Below are 18,524 nucleotides of genomic sequence, written 5' to 3' on the forward strand. Positions count from 1 at the left end.
CTAACCGAACGCGACGGCGCCCGCGCCGAGAAGCTGCTTGAGGTCGCCCATCAGGGCCGACGACGGCGTGACGCGGAACCTGTCGTCGAGCCTCACCACGCGCGCGCCGTTGCCGCCGGACAGGTGGAGCCGCACCTCGGTGACACCCGGGTGCGTGCCGAGCACGTCCTTGAGCTTGTCGACGACGGGCGGCGTGCACCTGGCGACCGGGAGGGAGAGGACCACCGGGCCGACCTGGCGCTCGCCGAGGTCGGGGACGGTGACGTCCTGCGCGCGCAGCCGCGGCGCGTCCTCGCGCTTGTCGAGACGGCCCTTGACCACGATGACGGCGTCCTCGGAGAGCAGGGTGCCGTACTGCTGGTAGGTCTGCGGGAAGAACAGCACCTCGAGCGTGCCTTCGAGGTCCTCGAGCTGCGCGACCGCCCACGGGGCGCCCTGCTTGGTGATCCGGCGCGTGAGTCCCGTGACCAGGCCGGCGCAGGTGAGCATCACGCCGTTCTGGTGCTCGCCGTCGACGAGGGACGCGAGCGAGCAGTCGGCGATCGACGCGAGCACGTGCTCGAGGCCGAGCAGCGGGTGGTCGGAGACGTAGAGGCCGAGCATCTCGCGCTCGTACGCGAGCAGCGCGGCCTTGTCCCACTCCTCCGGCACGATGGTGATGTCGAGGCTGAAGTCGACGGCCTCGTCGTCGCCCCCGCCGAAGCCGAACAGGGAGTCCTGCCCGATCGCCTCGTTGCGCTTGACCTCGACGACGGCGTCGATCGCGCGCTCGTGCATCTCCAGCAGCCCGCGCCTGGTATGCCCGAGCGAGTCGAAGCCGCCCGCCTTGATCAGCGACTCGATGACCCTCTTGTTGCAGACCTGGACAGGCACCTTGCGCAGGAAGTCCTGGAAGCTCTCGAACGCGCCCTGTGCCTGCCGCGCCTTGACGATCTCGGCGACGACGTTGCGGCCGACGTTGCGGATCGCGGCGAGGCCGAACCTGATGTCGGTGCCCCGGGGGGTGAAGTCGGCGTCGGACTCGTTGACGTCGGGCGGCAGCACCTTGACGCCCATGCGGCGGCACTCGTGCAGGTAGATGGCCGCCTTGTCCTTGTCGTCCTTGACGCTGGTGAGCAGCGCGGACATGTACTCGGACGGGTAGTTGGCCTTGAGGTGCGCGGTCCAGTAGGAGACGAGGCCGTACGCGGCCGAGTGCGCCTTGTTGAAGGCGTAGTCGGAGAACGGGACGAGGATGTCCCACAGCGTGGTGATCGCGTGGTCGCTGTAGCCCTTGTCGCGCATGCCCTGCGCGAACGGCTCGAACTCCTTGTCGAGGATCTCCTTCTTCTTCTTGCCCATCGCGCGGCGGAGCAGGTCAGCGGCACCGAGCGAGTAGCCGGCGACCTTCTGCGCGATCGCGATGACCTGCTCCTGGTAGACGATCAGGCCGAACGTCTCGTCGAGGATCTCGGCGAGCGGCTCCTCCAGCTCCTTGTGGATCGGGATGATCGGCTTGCGCGCGTTCTTGCGGTCGGCGTACTCGTTGTGCGAGTTCGCGCCCATCGGGCCGGGCCGGTAGAGGGCGCCGACGGCGGAGATGTCCTCGAAGCTCGTCGGCCGCATCGAGCGCAGCAAGGACCGCATCGGCCCGCCGTCGAGCTGGAACACCCCGAGCGTGTCGCCGCGGGACAGCAGCTCGAACGTCGCCTCGTCGACGAGCGGCAGCTCCTCCAGGAGGAGGGTCTCGCCACGGTTGGTCTCGACGTGCTTGAGGCAGTCGTCGAGCACGGTGAGGTTGCGCAGCCCGAGGAAGTCCATCTTCAGCAGGCCGAGGTTCTCGCACGCGCCCATGTCGAACTGGGTGATGATCGCGCCGTCCTGCTCGCGACGCTGGATCGGGATGACGTCGATCAGCGGCTCGCCGGACAGGATCACGCCGGCGGCATGGACGCCCCACTGCCGCTTCAGGCCCTCGAGGCCGCGGGCGGTGTCGACGACGCGGCGTACCTCGGCCTCGGCCTCGTAGAGCTGCCGGAACTCCTGAGCCTCGGCGTGGCGTGGGTGCTTCTCGTCGAAGATGCCCGAGAGCGGGATGTCCTTGCCCATCACCGTCGGCGGCATCGCCTTGGTGACCCGGTCACCCATCGAGAACGGGTAGCCGAGGACGCGCGAGGAGTCCTTGATCGCCTGCTTGGCCTTGATGGTGCCGTAGGTGATGATCTGCGAGACGCGGTCCTCGCCGTACTTCTCCGTGGCGTACCTGATCATGTCGCCGCGCCGACGCTCGTCGAAGTCGAGGTCGATGTCGGGCATCGAGACGCGGTCGGGGTTGAGGAAGCGTTCGAACAGCAGCCCGTGTGCCATCGGGTCGAGCGCGGTGATGCCCAGGGCCCAGGAGATCACCGCGCCGGCCGCGGACCCGCGCCCCGGGCCGACCCGGATGTCGTTCTCCTTGGCGTGCCTGATCAGGTCGGCGACGACGAGGAAGTAGCCGGGGTAGCCCATCTGGATGATGACGCCGAGCTCGTACTCGGCCTGTGCCTCGTACTTGTCGGGGATGCCGTCGGGGAAGAGCCCGGCCAGACCGCGCCAGACCTCCTTGCGCAGCCAGGACGCCTCGGTCTCGCCCTCGGGCACCGGCGAGCGCGGCTGCAGGTCGCGGTGCGCGAACGCGGAGTCGTAGCCACCGCAGCGCTCGGCGATCAGCAGCGTGTTGTCGCACGCCTCGGGGATCTCCCGCCACAGCCGGCGCATCTCCTCGGGCGACTTGAGATAGAAGTCGTCGGCGTCGAGCTTGAACCGCTTCGGGTCGGCGAGGGTCTTGCCCGACTGCACGCACAGCAGCGCCTCGTGCGCCTTGGCGTCCTCCTTATGCGTGTAGTGCAGGTCGTTGGTCGCGACGAACGGCATGCCGAGGTCGCGGGCGAGCCTGATGAGGTCCTTCTGGACGCGCTGCTCGATGCCGAGGCCGTGGTCCATCAGCTCACAGAAGAACGAGTCGGTCCCGAAGATCTCGCGGAACTCGCCGGCGGAGCGCTTCGCGCCCTCGTAGTTGCCCTGCCGCAGGAGGGTCTGGATCTCGCCGCTCGGGCAGCCGGTCGTCGCGATGAGCCCCTTGCCGTACCGGCCGAGCAGCTCCTTGTCCATGCGGGGCTTGTAGTAGAAGCCCTCCAGGCTCGCGAGCGAGGACAGCTTGAACAGGTTGTGCAGGCCGTCGAGGGTCTCCGCGAGCATGGTCAGGTGCGTGTACGCACCGCCGCCGGAGACGTCGTCCTCGCCGCCCTCGGCCCAGCGGACCCTGGTGCGCTCGAACCGGCTGCCGGGCGCGAGGTAGGCCTCGGTGCCGACGATCGGCTTGACCCCGGCATTGGTGGCCTGGTGGAAGAAGTCGTAGGCACCGAACAGGTTGCCGTGGTCGGTCATCGCCAGCGCCGGCATGCCCATACGGGCGGTCTCGGCGAACAGGTCGGGAAGCCGCGCCGCGCCGTCGAGCATGGAGTACTCGGTGTGCACGTGCAGGTGGACGAAGGACTCATCGGCTGTGGCCGACCCGCTCAAGCCCGGAACCTCCTCGGTCACGTCACGCCGACACCAACGCGGCGAGGCTCCCGGGGAAGGAGGCCGTGCGGACGTCCACCGGTCACCGCGGCCGGGCCGCGCCTCGGGACTCGAGGCGCGGAACGCTCCGCGAAGGGCGCCGGTCGACGCCGCAGGAGCGGGTCGTACTCGCCGTGGTCGAGCTTAGTCCGCGCCGCCGACAGCACCGCGGAAGACCCGCCGCTCCCCCCGACGTCGGTACGCGGACGAGGAGACTCCCGGCGTGCCGGACGCGCGGACCGGGGCGGGACGGCCACCATGGGGTCCCATGTCCGCACCTCCCGCCGCCCTCGCCGTCACACACCGACACCCGTGGGTCCTCGTCGCCGGCATCGCCCTGCCCGTCGCGGTGGCCGTGCTGGCCTGGTGGGCCGGCTCGGCGTTGAACTTCCTCGACCAGGGGACCGACTACGCGACGGCGCCCCCGTCGCCGCTGTCCCCCGGCCTCCTGCTTCCCGGCGTGCTGGCCCTGGCGGCGCTCGCGGCGGCGGTCGTCGTCTGGGTGCGCGCCGCGGCGTCGCGCCGGCTGCGGCCCGCGTGGTGGGTCGTCCAGGCGCTGGCCTCCGGGGCCGGCCTGGTCACGGGGTTCTGCCTCGCCGTGATCTTCGTCGACACCGTCGACGCGAACATCGGGGCCGGGCTCGCGGTCCTGTTCGGCGGCCCGCTGGTGGTCGTCCTGCTGGCGGGTGCGGCCGCCGTCTCCCTGGTCCTGGCCCGCGCCCGCGGTCGCCGCGCCTGGGCAGGCGAGGCGTAGCGGCCCGCTGACCGGTTGGCCCGTGACGGGCGCCGACTCGTCACGGTGAACCGGTCAGCGGGAGTTCGTGGTGGTGCAGGGGTTGCTGTCGGAACGCTGCTCGTCGTCGGCGGCGTCGAGGCCGGCGAGGATCACCGCCTCCACGACGAGGGCGAGCCGTTCGGCGCCGAGGCGTGGGGCCCGGCGCGCCATGGCCTCCACGATCGCACGCTCCCTCGCGGGGTCCCTGCCGGCGCGCCCGCCGACGGGCTTGATCTGCTGGATGGTCGCCGCGATGCGGGCACGCTGCTCGAGCAGGGTGGCGAGGGCGGCGTCGGCCCGGTCGATGGCGTCGCGCCCGTCGGCGAGGTTCTGCGGCACCTCGTCGCGCAGCAGCGGAGCGAGCACGGTCGCCTGCTCCGTGACCCTCGCGGTGACGGCCGCGTCGGCACCCTCACCGAGCAGCAGGCCGTCGGCACCGGCGGCGACGGCCGCGGGGACGAGGTCGGGGTCGCTACTGACGTCGACGACCACGGGCATCTCCGTCCGCGTACGCGTGTCGCGGACGAGCCTGAGGTCGACGACGAGGTGGTCGACGGTGTTGCTCCGGCTGCCGCCCTCGCACAACATGACGTCGGCGTTGCCCTCGGCCGTGCAGTACTCCGCCGAGGCGAGCCACTCCGCCGGGGTGGCGTACGTGCCCCGCTGGAGCAGCACCGGCAGCCGCAGCCGGCCCACCGCGCGGAGCAGCTGGAAGTCCTGCATCCAGTCGCCCCCCACCAGCACGCCGTCGGCGTGCGCGGCGATCGCCGGGAGGTCGGCGGCGGAGAACGGCTCGACGACCAGCGGACCGGACACGGTGGTGCGCATCCGGCGCAGCTCCTCCACGGCGGGACGGCTGCCGTGGTGGCGTCGCAGGCTGGTGACGGTGATGGCGGCTCCGCTGCCCGCTCCGGCGAGCACGGGCACGGCGCCGGCTCCGATCCGGGCGCTGCCGATCCGCACCTCGCGGGTCTGTGCCTGTCGGGTCTCTGCCTGCCGCTGGGGCTCTGCCTGCTGGCTCACGGGGGTCCCTCTCCTCACGGTCGGGGCCGGTTCCCATGCCAGACGTCCACCCGAAAACCGGCTCTGTTCATGACGAGAGCCAGAGACGTCGTCGCCTCTGGCTCGGCCGATTCGGGTGCGCGCTGGTCAGGGTGTGCTCACGCTGCCGCGCCGGCCCGAACCGGCTCGGTAAACGTGCGATACATCGTGACCATGCGCCGAGCGTACCGTGGCGTCCTGCATTCGAGGAAACCGGTGTCCCACGGAACGAGACGCAGGACGCGTCAGGACTCCTCCGCGACGACGTCGAGAGCGTGCCGGAGGTCGTCGGGATACCCGGTCTCGTACGCGACCGGCCGCCCGGTGCCCGGGTGCTCGAATCCCAGTCGTACGGCGTGCAGCCACTGCCGGGTGAGTCCGAGCCGTTCGGCGAGCACGGGGTCGGCGCCGTACATGTGGTCACCGACGCACGGGTGCTTGACGGCGGCCATGTGCACCCGGATCTGGTGGGTGCGCCCGGTCTCGAGCCTGACCTCGAGCAGGGTGGCGTAGCGGAACGCCTCGACCGTGTCGTAGTGCGTCACGCTCGGCTTGCCCGACGCCACGACCGCCCATTTGTACTCCTCCCGCGGATGCCGGTCGAGCGGGGCGTCGATCGTGCCGCGCAGCGGGTCGGGGTGCCCCTGTACGAGGGCGTGGTAGGTCTTGTCGACGGTGCGCTCCCGGAACGCGCGCTTGAGCGCCGCGTACGCGCGCTCCGACCTGGCGACGACCATGACCCCGCTCGTGCCGGCGTCGAGGCGGTGCACGATGCCCTGCCGCTCGGCCGCGCCGGCGAGGCTGAGGTGGTAGCCGGCCGCGGCGAGGCCGGCGACGACGGTGGGGCCGGTCCACCCGGGTGCCGCGTGGACCGCCACGCCGATCGGCTTGTCGAGCACGAGGATGTCGTCGTCGTCGTGCAGGACGCGCATGCCGGGGACCGGCTCGGGCACGACGCGTCGCGGTGCGGGGGGCGCGGGCAGGTCGACGTCGAGCCACTGGCCGCCCGTCACCCGGGTCGACTTGCTGGCCTCCTCGCCGTCGAGCAGCACCTGGCCCTCGCCGACGAGGCTCGCGGCGACCGTACGGGAGAGACCGAACATCCGCGCCAGTGCCGCGTCGAGCCGCTCGCCGGTCAACCCCTCGGGCACCGGCAGGGTGCGGCGGTCACTCACGGCCGCCGTCACCCCCGTCGGCGGCGGGTGTGGGCACCAGCTCCTTGTCGTTCGTCGCGCGGGTGCCGTCGACACCGATCCCGCGGAGCGCGACGACGACGGCGAGCACGCCGCCGCAGACGACGGCCGAGTCGGCGATGTTGAAGATGGGCCAGTACGGCAGCTGGATCCAGTCGACGACGTGACCGGTGAGCGGGCCCGGGGCCCGCAGCAACCGGTCGGTGAGGTTGCCGAGGGCGCCACCGAGGATCAGGCCGAACGCGATCGCCCAGCCGCGGCTGCGGAGCCGCGTGGCCGTCCGCACGATGAAGGCCACGACGGCGATCACGATCAGCGAGAGCACAATGGTGAGGCTGCCCGCGAGGCCGAATGCCGCGCCCGGGTTCCTGATCACGTTGAGCGTGAGTAGGCCGCCGAGCAGCTCGATGTCGCGGCGGCCCTCGAGCTCGGCGACGACGGTCACCTTGGTCGCGATGTCGAGGCCGAGCGCCACCGCGGCGATGACGGCGAGCAACACGAAACGGCGAGGGCGAGCAGGTGCGGTCCCGTTCTCCTCGGAGCGGGTCTCCTCGTCAGTCAGCTCGACCTCCACGCTCGGGGACCACCGGGTTACCGGCGTTCCTCCCGTTGCTTGCACACGACGCACAGGGTCGCTCGCGGGAACACCCGCAGCCGTTCCTTGCCGATCGGCCCGCCACAACTCTCGCATACCCCGTAGCTGCCCGCGTCGATGCGTTCGATCGCGCGCTCGTTCTGGGCGATGAGGTCGCGGGCGTTGTTGACCAGGGAGATCTCGTGCTCGCGCTCGGACGCCTTGCTCCCCTGGTCGGCCTGGTCCTCGCCCCCGCCGTCGGTGCCGTCGCGCAACCGGTTGGCGAGGTCGGACTCCGCCTTCGTGACCTCCTCGAGCAACGACTCCAGCTCGGCGGTCAGCTTGCCCCTGATCGCGGCCAGCTCGTCGGCGGAGAACCCGGAGACACGGTCGGGACGCGGCTTCGCGGGCGCCTTCTTGACCGGCGCCTTCTTCGCCGCCGGAGCGGCCTTCTTCGCAGGCGCCTTCCTGACCGGTGCCCTCTTCGCCGCCGGAACCGCCTTCTTGGCCGCCGCCTTCTTCGCCGGTGCCCTCTTCGCCGCCGCCTTCTTGGCCACAGCCTTCTTCGCTGGCGCCTTCTTCTTCGTCGCCGGCGCCGCCTTCTTGGCCGCCACCTTCTTCGCGGGCGCCTTCCCGGCTGGTGCCTTCGGCGTCCCCGCGGCGATCTTGCGTGCCGCGGGCCTGGCCGATGTCCGCTTGGCAGACGTCGCCGTGGCGCCGCCCCCCGACGTCACGCCGGTCCTGCGACCGGCGCCTGCGGGCCGCTTCGCCGCCGGTGAGCTGTTTCTGGCCACTGCGGTCTCCTCTGCCATGAGGCCGGACGACACCAATGATCATGCGCTGGCCGCATGGTAGGTGCCGGACCCACCTGCGGCAACGTACCGCGCCGCGGTGGCGACCGACGGCGCGCGCGAGCCGACGCCAGCGAGTACACTCGGGTCTCGCGTCGATGGGGACACGGTTCACCGCACGCAGCCGGCCAGCGACTCGGGGATGGTGCGAGCCCGAGGGCGTGCGCGGTGCGATCATCACCCCGGAGCGGTCGGAAGAACGAGACATCAGGCCCGTAACGGCACAGATCCGGCGGGTCGGTCTTCAGTAGAGCCGGCAGGCAACGAAGGGGGCACGCGGCCGGCACCACGGTGTCGCGCCTCGGCCAAGGAGGGTGGTACCGCGGGGGCCCGCGCCGGACCGGGCCGCTCGTCCCTCCGTCGGAGCACGCGGGACCGGACCCGCACCGACGGAGCCCGCAGGAGGCCACGCCATGGGGACCCACCCCTTCCGCCCGCTCGCCGCCCAGGTCGACCTGCCGTCCGTCGACCACGACGTGCTCGACCGGTGGGAGAAGCGGCGGATCTTCGAGCGCTCCCTCGAGGCCACCGCCGACGGCCCGCTGTGGGTCTTCTACGAGGGCCCACCCACCGCGAACGGCCTCCCCGGCGCCCACCACATCGAGCCGCGGGTCTTCAAGGACGTCTACCCGCGGTTCAAGACGATGCAGGGCTACCACGTGCCCCGCAAGGCCGGCTGGGACTGCCACGGGCTGCCCGTCGAGATCGCCGTCGAGCAGGAGCTCGGCTTCTCCGGCAAGCCCGACATCGAGCGGTACGGCATCGCCGAGTTCAACGAGCGCTGCCGGCAGTCGGTCCTGCGCCACGTCGACGCGTTCGAGCAGCTCACCCGCCGCATGGCGTTCTGGACCGACATGTCCAACGCGTACCGGACCATGGACTCCTCGTACGTGCAGAGCGTCTGGTGGTCGCTCAAGCAGGTGTTCGACAAGGGCCTGCTGTTCCGCGACTACCGCATCACGCCCTACTGCCCCCGCTGCGGCACCGGCCTGTCCGACCACGAGCTCGGCCAGCCCGGCGTCTACACCGACGTCTCCGACCCGTCGGTGTACGTCCGGCTGCCGCTCACCTCGGGCCCGCTCGCCGGCCGGGCCGACCTCCTGGTCTGGACCACGACGCCGTGGACCCTGGTGTCCAACACCGCGGTCGCCGTCCACCCCGACGTCACGTACGTCGTCGCGCGGCACGCGGGCGACGAGCGCGGCCTGGTGGTCGCCGAGCCGCTGGTCGAGAGCGCGCTCGGCGAGGGCTGGACCGTCGAACAGCGCATCAGCGGCCGCGAGCTCGAGCGCTGGACGTACGAGCCGCCGTTCGCGCTCGTCGACGTGCCCGGCGCCCACTACGTCGTCCTCGCCGACTACGTCACCACCGAGGACGGCACCGGCCTGGTCCACCAGTCGCCCGCGTTCGGCGCCGACGACATGGCGGTCGCCAAGGCGTACGACCTGCCGGTGGTCAACCCGATCGAGCGCGACGGCCGCTTCGCCGCCGACGTCCCGCTGGTCGGTGGCAAGGGCTTCAAGGAGGCCGACCCGTCGCTCGTCGACGATCTGCGTGCGCGCGGCAGGCTCTTCCGCGCGCTCACCTACACCCACAGCTACCCGCACTGCTGGCGGTGCCACACCGCGCTGCTCTACTACGCGCTGCCCGCCTGGTACGTCCGCACGACCGCGATCAAGGACGCGCTGCTCCGTGAGAACGACCGCACCGACTGGCACCCGGAGACCATCAGGACCGGCCGGTACGGCGACTGGCTGCAGAACAACGTCGACTGGGCGCTGTCGCGCGACCGCTACTGGGGCACGCCGCTGCCCATCTGGACCTGCGCGAACGAGCATCTCACCTGCGTCGGGTCGCTGACCGAGCTGGGCGAGCGCGCCGGTCGCGACCTCACGGATCTCGACCCGCACCGCCCGTACATCGACGAGGTGACGTTCGCCTGCCCGCAGTGCGGCGAGACCGCGACGCGGGTGCCGCAGGTCATCGACGCCTGGTACGACTCCGGCTCCATGCCGTTCGCGCAGTGGGGCTACCCGCACGCCGAGGGCAGTGCCGCCGAGATCGAGCGCCGCTACCCCGCGGACTTCATCTGCGAGGCGATCGACCAGACCCGCGGCTGGTTCTACAGCCTGATGGCGATCGGCACGCTCGTCTTCGACGAGTCGGCGTACCGCACCGTGCTCGTGCTCGGCCACATCATCGACGCCGAGGGCCGCAAGATGAGCAAGCACCTCGGCAACGTCCTCGAGCCGATGCCGCTCATGGAACGCCACGGCGCCGACGGCGTGCGGTGGCTGCTGCTGTGCGTCGGCAACCCCTGGTCGACCCGCAGGATCGGGCACGAGCTGATCGACGAGGTGGTCCGCCGGGTCCTGCTGACCTACTGGAACACCGCGTCGTTCCTGGTGCTGTACGCGAACGCCGCCGCCGACGGCCCCGACGGCCGGCCGTGGACCCCCGCGCTGTCCGCCGAGGCACCGCCCGTCGCCGAGCGTCCGCTGATCGACCAGTGGGCGTTGTCGGAGCTGTACGCGACGGTCGGCGAGGTGACCGACGCGATGGAGGCGTTCGACTCGGTCCGCGCCGGCCGCCGGATCGGCGAGTTCGTCGACGACCTGTCGAACTGGTACGTCCGCCGCTCCCGCCGCCGCTTCTGGCAGGGCTTCGGCACGGCGGAGGGCGCGGCGGCGTTCGCCACGCTCCACGAGTGCGTCGAGACGCTGACCAGGCTGCTCGCGCCGTTCACCCCGTTCGTGGCCGACGAGGTGTGGGAGTCGCTGCGCGGCGACTCCCCCGAGGTACCCGACTCCGTGCACCTGGCGAGCTGGCCGAACCGGCGCGACGACCTCGTCGACACCGAGCTGTCCGGGCACATGGCACTCGTCCGCCGGCTCGTCGAGCTGGGCCGGGCGACGCGTGCGACGTCGGGCGTCCGCACCCGGCAGCCGCTCGGGCGGGCGCTGGTGGGAGCGACCGGCTGGACCCGGCTGCCCGACCAGCTGCGCGACGAGGTCGCGGCCGAGCTCAACGTCGCGCACCTCGCCGACCTCGCGGACGAGGGCGCGGAGCTGGTGGAGCTCGCCGTCAAGCCGAACTTCCGCACGCTCGGCCGCCGGTTCGCGAAGGAGACCCCTGCCGTCGCCGCGGCGATCACCGCGGCCGACGCGGGAGCCCTCGTGGCGGCCGTCCGCGGCGGGCACGCGACGGTCGAGATGGGCGGCCGCGAGGTCGAGCTGGCCGCCGACGACGTCCTCGTCACCGAGACGCCGCGGGAGGGCTGGGCGGTGGCCACCGAACACGGGGTCACGGTCGCGCTCGACCTCGAGCTCACGCCCGCGCTGGTCCGGGCGGGCCTGGTCAGGGAGACGATCCGGGTGGTGCAGGAGGCGCGGAAGGCCGCCGGCTTCGAGGTGTCCGACCGCGTCGAGCTGGCCTGGCGGGCCGACGGCGACGACCTCGCCCTGGCGCTGCGCGAGGCCCGCGACACGGTCGCCCGCGAGGTGCTCGCCACCGCGGTCACCGAGTCCGCGAGCGATGCCGACGCCCACCGCTCCCGCGACGACGCCCTCGGCCTGACGGTGTGGCTCCGCAAGGTGGACTGACCCACCGCACCGTCACCTGGCACCTCCGGTCGCGCCCCCGATCCGCTGGGGACCCCAACGGGGGCAGGCACCACGACCGGGGACCCCAACCGGCGCGGGCGCCACGACCGGCGACCCCGACCGGGGTCAGGGCGTGGGGGCGCCGCAGACCGTGCAGGGGGTGAGTCCCTCGTCGCGCGCCTGCGCCACCGTCAGGTCGCGGACCTCGGTCTCGTCCTCCCTGGCGTCCTGGACGACCTGGCAGGTCTCGAGGTGGTACCGGCGCTGACCGGCGACCGTCGCGACCGTCGCGTCGTCGGCCGCCGTCTCCTCGGGCTCGGGCTCGGCCTCGTCCGGCTTGGCCTCGTCGGTCTTGGGCCCGTCGTCCGGCTCGGCCTCGTCAGGCTCGGCGTCGTCGGTCTTGGCCTCGTCGTCCGGCTTGGCCTCGTCGTCCGGCTCGGCGGCGTCCGGCTCGGCGGCGGAGTCGTCGGCCTCGGTGTCCTCGGCTATGGCCTGGTCCGCCCGCGCCGCGAGGACGGAGTCGGGCCGACAGGCGGTGCAGGCGACGTAGCCCTGGGCACGGGCCTCGGCGAGCTCGAGCTCGTCGGTCTCACGGCCACCGACCTGCCGGCAGGTCGGCAGGTGGTAGCGCAGCCGCCCGGGCACCACGACCACGGTGGCGTCGTCGGGCGCTGCGACCGCCGTGGCGGAGCCGCCCTTGACTGCGGCCCCCTGCCGGCGCGTCTTCCGACCGGACGCCTGCTGACCGGTCGGCTTCACCGCCGCGGCGGGCCGCTTCCGCGCGCCCTTCGCACCCTTACCCGCGGCACCGCTCTTCGCGGTCCGCTTGGACGTGCCACCCCGAGCGCGGAGCTGGTCACGGCCGCGGAACACACCGACCACCCAACACACCGCCGAGACCAGGCTCACCCCGATCGAGGCGTACACGAGGACGAAGTTCGACAGCACGAGGCCCACGACCAGCAGACCGATCGCGCCCAGCACGAGGAGCCCGCTGATCGCGATCATCGGTGTCCCCCTGGCCTGGCCGTGGCGCTACCCGTCCGCACAGCCGGGCAGGACAGGGCGAACCCCGTGGCCGTCGACTCGTCCGTCGGTGTCCGGCCTACTCGCCCATCCGCGGCGGAGCGTGCGAAGCCGTCTTCTCCAGCTTCTCCAGCTCGCCGGTCAGGTACGACTTCAGCCTGCTCCGGTACTCGCGCTCGAAGGTCCTGAGCACCTCGATGCGCTGCTCGAGCTTCTCCCGCTCGGTGATGAGCGAACCCATCGCCGACCGGTGCTTCTCCTGCGAGTCGCGGTCGAGGTCCTCGGCACGACGGCGCGCGTCGGAGACCAGCTTGTCCGCCTCGGTGCGGGCCTTGCGCAGCACCTCGTCGGCCTTCTGCTGGGCGGTGGCGACGTGCTCGTCGTGGACCTGCTGGGCCAATGCGAGCAGGCGTGCGGCGGAGTCCGGCACCTGGCCGCCCCCGGCCGCGGCCATCAGACCACTGGCGAGGTTCCCGCCGGCGGCCGCGTGCGTGCCGGGCGCTGCCGGGTACACGTCGTTCTTCGGCGCCTCGACCTGGTGCGGCACGGCCTCGCCGATCGGCCCCGGGTAGGCGGCGGTGTCCGGCGGTGGCGGAACGTTCCCGTGCGGGTTGCCAGCGCTCTGAGCCTGGTAGTCCGGTCCCCCCGGCGGCATCGGTGGGGTCTGTTCAGGAGCATGACCAGGCTGGCCGTTCTGCGAAGCGTGCTCGGCACCTGGACCGGCACCGTTGCCCCCCTGGCTGTGGTGTCCCCCCTGACGCTGACCCTGAAATGCTGCCGCTCCCTGCTGTTGGGCGAGCGAACCCGAGAGGTAGGACTGGTCGCCCGTGACCTCGGCAAGGCGACGGCGAAGCTCGTCGTTCTCGGTGATGAGCCGATCGAGTTCCGCCTCGACCTCGTCGAGGAAAGAGTCCACCTCTTCCTCGTCGTATCCTGGGCGGAGGCGCGTGGTATTGAACTGCTTGTTACGCACGTCCGCGGGTGTCAGCGGCATGTCCTCTCCTGCGGGTGGTCGGAGATGTGTGTCCAGGTGACGGTACTCGATAGCGGAGCCCACGTCACACGAGACCCATGAGTACCTGGATCAGGATCATCACCACGATGAACAGAATGATGAAACTCACGTCGAGGCTGAACCCGCCCAGGCGAAGCGGCGGGATGATCTTTCTGAGCGCCCGCAACGGCGGATCCGTCACCGTGTAGACGCCCTCGCACACGACCAGCCAGAACCCGTGCGGCACCCACGAGCGGGCGAACATCTGCACGTAGTCGAGGACCAGCCGGCCGATCAGGACGTACATGAACAGCCGGAGGACGTAGACGGCGGTCACCAGGGCGAAGGTCACAGGTTGATTCTCCCCGGGTCATACGCAATGTCGTCAAATCCACCGCACTCCGCTACCACTCACTCCGTTGTGTCGCGGCCGCGGGACGGGAGATCCGGCGTGTCGTGTCGCCTTGCGGCCCGCGTGACCGAGGTGTCCGGCCGGGACTGTCCGCCACCGGTCACCGCGGGCGGCGGTCAGCTCTGGTTGTAGAAGCCGCCCTCGGCGATCCTGGCCTTGTCCTCCGCGGTCACCGAGATGTCGGGCGGCGACAGCAGGAAGACCCGGCTCGTCACCCGGTCGATGCTGCCGCGCTGCCCGAAGGTGAGACCCGCGGAGAAGTCGACCAGGCGCTTGGCGTCGGCGTCGCCCATCTCGGTGAGGTTCATGATCACCGGGATGCCGCTGCGGAACTGCTCACCGATCGTCCGCGCGTCGTTGTACGTGCGCGGGTGCACGGTGGTGATCCGGCTGAGGTCGGCGCGGATCGGCTCGACCACCGCGGGCGTGGACGGTCGCCGCTCGCCGTCGTCGTCGACGACGGGCGCCAGCGAGGGGCGTTCGCCGCGTCGCGAGCCGCGATCGCGGTCCGCCGACCGGTCACGCCGGGAGTCGTACTCGTCCTCGTAGTCGAAGCCGTCGTCGTCGTAGTCCTCGACCAGACCGAGGTAGCTCATCGTCCTGCGCATGAAACCCGGCATGCTCGCTGGTCCTCCACTCCCGTTACATGGCCGCTGCCTGCTGGCCGGTGACTGGGCATGGGCCTTCGCGTGACCAGTCCCCCTGTGATGACACTACCGAGGAAACGGCCGCTTCCCGAGCAACGCCGTGCCGATACGTACGTGTGTCGCGCCGGCGGCGATGCCCGCCTCGAGGTCACCGCTCATGCCGGCCGACAGCATCGACGCCTCCGGATGCTCGGCGCGCACCGCTCCCGCGACCTCGGCGAGGGTGGCGAACGCCGGCTCCGGCGCGCGGTCGAGCGGCGCGATGCCCATGACGCCCGCGACCGTGACGCCGTCGGTGGCGGCGATCCGCGCGGCGAGGCGCGGCACCTCGGCCGGCGGCACTCCCCCGCGCTCGACCCGCTCGTCGAGCCGCACCTCGACGAGGCAGCCGACCGGCCGACCGGCCCGGACGGCCTCCCTGCCGAGGGTGTCGACGAGGCGGTCCCTGTCGACCGAGTGGACGTAGTGGGCGTAACCGACGACGGAGCGGCACTTGTTGGTCTGCAACTGGCCGACGAAGTGCCAGGTCAGTGAGAGGTCGGCGCAGGCGGCGGCCTTGGGCGCGGCGTCCTGGTCGCGGTTCTCCCCGATCTCGGTGACGCCGAGACCCGCGAGCAGGCGGACGTCGGAGGCGGGGAACGTCTTGGTGACGGCGACGAGCGTGATCTCGCCGGGGTCGCGACCGGCGGCCGCGCATGCCGCCGCGATGCGCGCACGCACGTCCGCGAGGTTCGCCGCCAGCTCGGACGTCCGCCGGTCGTCGGTCGTCACGGCGCGCCCGCGTCCGTGTCGTGCACCCAGACGTAGCCGGCGAACCGTCCGGTCTCACCGTCGCGGCGGTAGGAGTAGTGAGCCGGCGACTCGATCGTGCAGGTGGGCACGCGGGTGACGTCGCCGACGCCGGCGGCGCGCAACTGGGCGACGACTCCGCCGGGGACGTCGACCGCGGGGGTGCCGTGGCGCGTCGTCGCCCAGGCCTCGCGGACGCCGGACGCCTCGACCACCTCGGCGCGCATCTCCTCCGGCACCTCGTAGCACGCGCCGCACACCGCGGGGCCGACGAGGGCGCGGATGCGCGCGGGATCCGCGCCGAGCGCGCGCATGCCGTCGACCGTCCGCGGGACGACACCCGCCGCGAGGCCCGGCCGGCCTGCGTGGGCCGCACCCACCACCCGCCGCTCCGGATCGGCGAGGAGCACGGGCGTGCAGTCGGCGACGCGGACGGCGAGCGCGATGCCGGCGCGGTCGGTGACCACGCCGTCGACCCTGGGTGGATCCCCGGGCCACGGCCCGTCGACGACCGCGACGTCGGCGCCGTGCACCTGGTGCATCCACACGACCCGCGCCGGGTCGATGCCCGCCTCGGCGGCGACCCGCGCGCGGTTCGCGGCGACGTGGGCGGCGTCGTCCCCGCTCGTGCCGCCGCCGAGGTTCAGCTCGGCGTACGGACCCTCGCTGCGCCCTCCCCTGCGGTCGGTGAACAGCGCGGACACGCCCGGCCCCAGCTCGTACCGATCGAGGCTCACGGGCGACGCTCTACTTGAGGAAGTCGGGCACGTCGAGCTCGTCGTCGTCCTCGACGGCGGGTGGGCGTACGGGTTCGCGCACCGGCTCGTGCGACACGCCGTTGCCGTTGCCGCGCACGCCGGAGGCGACCTCTTCCCTGGACTCGCGGGTCGACGGAGTGAACGTGACGCCGCCCGCCGGTGCGCCGACGTGGCCGGCGCGGCTCTGGCCGCCCGCCGAGTGGCCGTTCTGCCCGGTCGACGGCCGGCCCGCTGAGGCGGGCTCCTGGCCCTGCGGGCCGTTGCCGGCGGGCGTCTCGAGGCGACCCGGACGCGGCGCCGCCTCCTTCGGCTTCATCTCACCGCCGTCGAAGCCGGCGGCGATGACCGTGACGCGCACCTCGTCGCCGAGCGCGTCGTCGATGACGGCGCCGAAGATGATGTTGGCGTCGGCGTGTGCCGCCTGGGAGACGAGGTTGGCCGCCTCGTGGATCTCGAAGAGACCGAGGTCGGAGCCGCCGGAGATCGACAGCAGCACCCCGTGCGCGCCATCGATCGACGCCTCGAGCAGCGGGCTGGAGATGGCCATCTCGGAGGCCGCCACCGAACGGTCGTCGCCGCGCGCGGAGCCGATGCCCATGAGCGCCGAGCCCGCGCCGGACATGACCGACTTGACGTCGGCGAAGTCGAGGTTGATGAGACCGGGGGTGGTGATCAGGTCGGTGATGCCCTGCACACCGGAGAGCAGCACCTGGTCGGCCGCCTTGAAGGCGTCGAGCACGCTCACCGCGCGGTCGGAGATCGAGAGCAGCCGGTCGTTCGGGATGACGATGAGGGTGTCGACCTCCTCGCGCAGCCGCGCGATGCCCTCCTCCGCCTGCCCGGCCCTGCGCTTGCCCTCGAACCCGAACGGGCGGGTGACGACGCCGATGGTGAGAGCGCCGAGCGACCGGGCGACGCTGGCGACGACGGGCGCGCCGCCGGTGCCGGTGCCGCCGCCCTCGCCCGCGGTCACGAACACCATGTCGGCGCCCTTGATGACCTCTTCGATCTCCTCGCGGTGGTCCTCGGCCGCCTGCCGACCCACGTCGGGGTTGGCGCCGGCGCCGAGACCCCTGGTCATCTCGCGGCCGACGTCGAGCTTGACGTCGGCATCGCTCATCAGCAGGGCCTGGGCGTCGGTGTTGATCGCGACGAACTCGACCCCCTTGAGGCCGACCTCGATCATGCGGTTGACGGCGTTGACGCCGCCGCCACCGATACCGACGACCTTGATGACCGCCAGGTAGTTGTGCGGTGCTGTCACGTCGAGGTCCCTCTCGCTATCCCTGCGACCCTAACCCTGAACTAGAGAGTTAGAGTTATGTCAACCTGTCACCCTGCTCCGCACAGTAGGAACGCCCAGAAGCGAAAGCAACGACGTACGTCGGCGTGTCGTCAGCCGGCCGTCCGCAGCGACCTCGTCGCACCACTTCACCTCACGAACGTGGGCTTCACCTCGTCCCGGCACGAGGTGAAGCCGCCGTTGATCACGTTAACGTGATCAACGGGAGAAGGCCGGGGTCAGCGGCGGCGGACGGTGGCGGTGGCCGGGGTGCTGACGTCGTAGACCCTGCCCTTCGGCTCCGCCTTGCGCAGGGCGGCGAGCACGCGGGCCTTCTCGGTCGACTGCGACGGGTTGCCCCACACCACGACGACGGACCTGGGCAGGTGCAGCCGGACGGAGTCCTCGCTCGTGGCCGAGACCCGGCGGACGTCGTCGCGCAGGGAGTCGGGCAGGCGTTCGACGACGGCCAGCGCCGACGTGGTCGCCGAGTCGCCCGGACGGGGCGTGGCGACGCCGAGGACGGGCAGCGACGGGCGCTTCGCCTGGGTCGCGACCACCACGGCGGCGTGGTCGATCAGCCACCACGAGCCGTTGCGCTCGACGGCGACGACGGGCACCCGTTCGCGGATCTCGATGCGCAGGGTGGTCGGCCAGCTGCGGCCGACCGACACCTCCTCGACCTGGGCGAGCCGCGCGACGCGCGCCTCGACGGCGTCGACGTCGATCCTGGCGAGCGGGGTGCCCATCGGCACCGCCGCGGCCTTCCGCACCTGCGCGGCGTCGAGCCGGTGGACGCCGGTCACCTCGACGGTGCGCGCCGCGAACACGCCCGACCCGTACAGCAGGTAGAGCCACCCGCCGATCGCGGCGAGCGCGAGCAGCACGCCGAACACCTTGACGCCGCGACCGCGCCGCCCCGGCGCGCCGCCGGACGCGGAACCGGAACGGCCGGTGGCCGCCCGGTCCGTGCTCCGCGTGGTGCTCATCGGTCTACGCGC

At 72.0% G+C, this 18,524-nt stretch carries 14 protein-coding genes and 1 pseudogene; 2 read left to right on the forward strand and 13 right to left on the reverse strand.

Features of this window, described 5'->3' with window-relative positions:
* A complete protein-coding gene (gene dnaE / locus GEV10_06910; GenBank protein ID MQA78194.1) occupies window positions 1-3,477 on the reverse strand; it encodes a DNA polymerase III subunit alpha in 3,477 nt (1,158 codons plus the stop codon).
* A 370-nt stretch (window positions 3,478-3,847) separates the two neighbouring features.
* Between dnaE and GEV10_06915 the strand changes: the two genes are divergently transcribed.
* On the forward strand, window positions 3,848-4,333 hold the full coding sequence (locus tag GEV10_06915) for a hypothetical protein (protein MQA78195.1): 486 nt from the start codon (window positions 3,848-3,850) through the stop codon (window positions 4,331-4,333).
* A gap of 54 nt (window positions 4,334-4,387) precedes the next feature.
* Here GEV10_06915 and GEV10_06920 read toward each other — a convergent pair whose 3' ends face one another.
* The 4 genes from GEV10_06920 to GEV10_06935 all read right to left on the reverse strand — a co-directional run bounded on the left by GEV10_06920 (window position 4,388) and on the right by GEV10_06935 (window position 7,827).
* Window positions 4,388-5,182, reverse strand: coding sequence for a 3-deoxy-D-arabinoheptulosonate-7-phosphate synthase (locus GEV10_06920; GenBank protein ID MQA78196.1), 795 nt, complete (start codon window positions 5,180-5,182; stop codon window positions 4,388-4,390).
* Window positions 5,183-5,640: 458 nt separating this feature from the next.
* Complete coding sequence (locus GEV10_06925; protein MQA78197.1) at window positions 5,641-6,570, reverse strand: RluA family pseudouridine synthase; 930 nt, start codon at window positions 6,568-6,570, stop codon at window positions 5,641-5,643.
* Window positions 6,563-7,279 (reverse strand): signal peptidase II, encoded by a 717-nt coding sequence (locus GEV10_06930; GenBank protein ID MQA78198.1) that lies wholly within the window; start codon window positions 7,277-7,279, stop codon window positions 6,563-6,565. Before GEV10_06930 ends, GEV10_06925 begins: the two co-directional genes overlap by 8 nt.
* The gene (locus tag GEV10_06935; GenBank protein ID MQA78199.1) at window positions 7,180-7,827 is read right to left on the reverse strand and encodes a DNA-binding protein; all 648 of its coding nucleotides are present in this window, start codon (window positions 7,825-7,827) and stop codon (window positions 7,180-7,182) included. Before GEV10_06935 ends, GEV10_06930 begins: the two co-directional genes overlap by 100 nt.
* A gap of 599 nt (window positions 7,828-8,426) precedes the next feature.
* Here GEV10_06935 and GEV10_06940 point away from each other — a divergent pair.
* A complete protein-coding gene (locus tag GEV10_06940; GenBank protein ID MQA78200.1) occupies window positions 8,427-11,615 on the forward strand; it encodes an isoleucine--tRNA ligase in 3,189 nt (1,062 codons plus the stop codon).
* 126 nt (window positions 11,616-11,741) lie between these two features.
* Here the strand turns inward: GEV10_06940 and GEV10_06945 are convergent, their stop codons facing one another.
* The 8 genes and pseudogenes from GEV10_06945 to GEV10_06980 form a co-directional block, all read right to left on the reverse strand.
* The gene (locus GEV10_06945; protein MQA78201.1) at window positions 11,742-12,623 is read right to left on the reverse strand and encodes a hypothetical protein; all 882 of its coding nucleotides are present in this window, start codon (window positions 12,621-12,623) and stop codon (window positions 11,742-11,744) included.
* Window positions 12,624-12,720: 97 nt separating this feature from the next.
* Window positions 12,721-13,635, reverse strand: coding sequence for a DivIVA domain-containing protein (locus GEV10_06950; protein ID MQA78202.1), 915 nt, complete (start codon window positions 13,633-13,635; stop codon window positions 12,721-12,723).
* Window positions 13,636-13,699: 64 nt separating this feature from the next.
* Entirely contained in the window at window positions 13,700-13,942 is a 243-nt protein-coding gene (locus GEV10_06955; protein MQA78203.1) for a YggT family protein, read from the reverse strand.
* Between the two features lie 221 nt (window positions 13,943-14,163).
* A complete protein-coding gene (locus GEV10_06960; protein ID MQA78204.1) occupies window positions 14,164-14,667 on the reverse strand; it encodes a DUF552 domain-containing protein in 504 nt (167 codons plus the stop codon).
* A gap of 93 nt (window positions 14,668-14,760) precedes the next feature.
* Entirely contained in the window at window positions 14,761-15,435 is a 675-nt protein-coding gene (locus tag GEV10_06965) for a YggS family pyridoxal phosphate-dependent enzyme (protein MQA78205.1), read from the reverse strand.
* Between the two features lie 26 nt (window positions 15,436-15,461).
* On the reverse strand, window positions 15,462-16,220 hold the full coding sequence (gene pgeF / locus GEV10_06970) for a peptidoglycan editing factor PgeF (GenBank protein MQA78206.1): 759 nt from the start codon (window positions 16,218-16,220) through the stop codon (window positions 15,462-15,464).
* Between the two features lie 238 nt (window positions 16,221-16,458).
* A pseudogene (ftsZ, locus tag GEV10_06975) lies at window positions 16,459-17,505 on the reverse strand (cell division protein FtsZ).
* 257 nt (window positions 17,506-17,762) lie between these two features.
* Window positions 17,763-18,512 carry an FtsQ-type POTRA domain-containing protein gene (locus GEV10_06980; GenBank protein MQA78207.1) on the reverse strand — a complete coding sequence of 250 codons (750 nt, stop codon included), beginning with the start codon at window positions 18,510-18,512 and terminating at the stop codon, window positions 17,763-17,765.
* Between the last annotated feature and the right edge of the window lie 12 nt (window positions 18,513-18,524).

The organism is Streptosporangiales bacterium, assembly GCA_009379955.1.
GTDB lineage: Bacteria > Actinomycetota > Actinomycetes > Streptosporangiales > WHST01 > WHST01.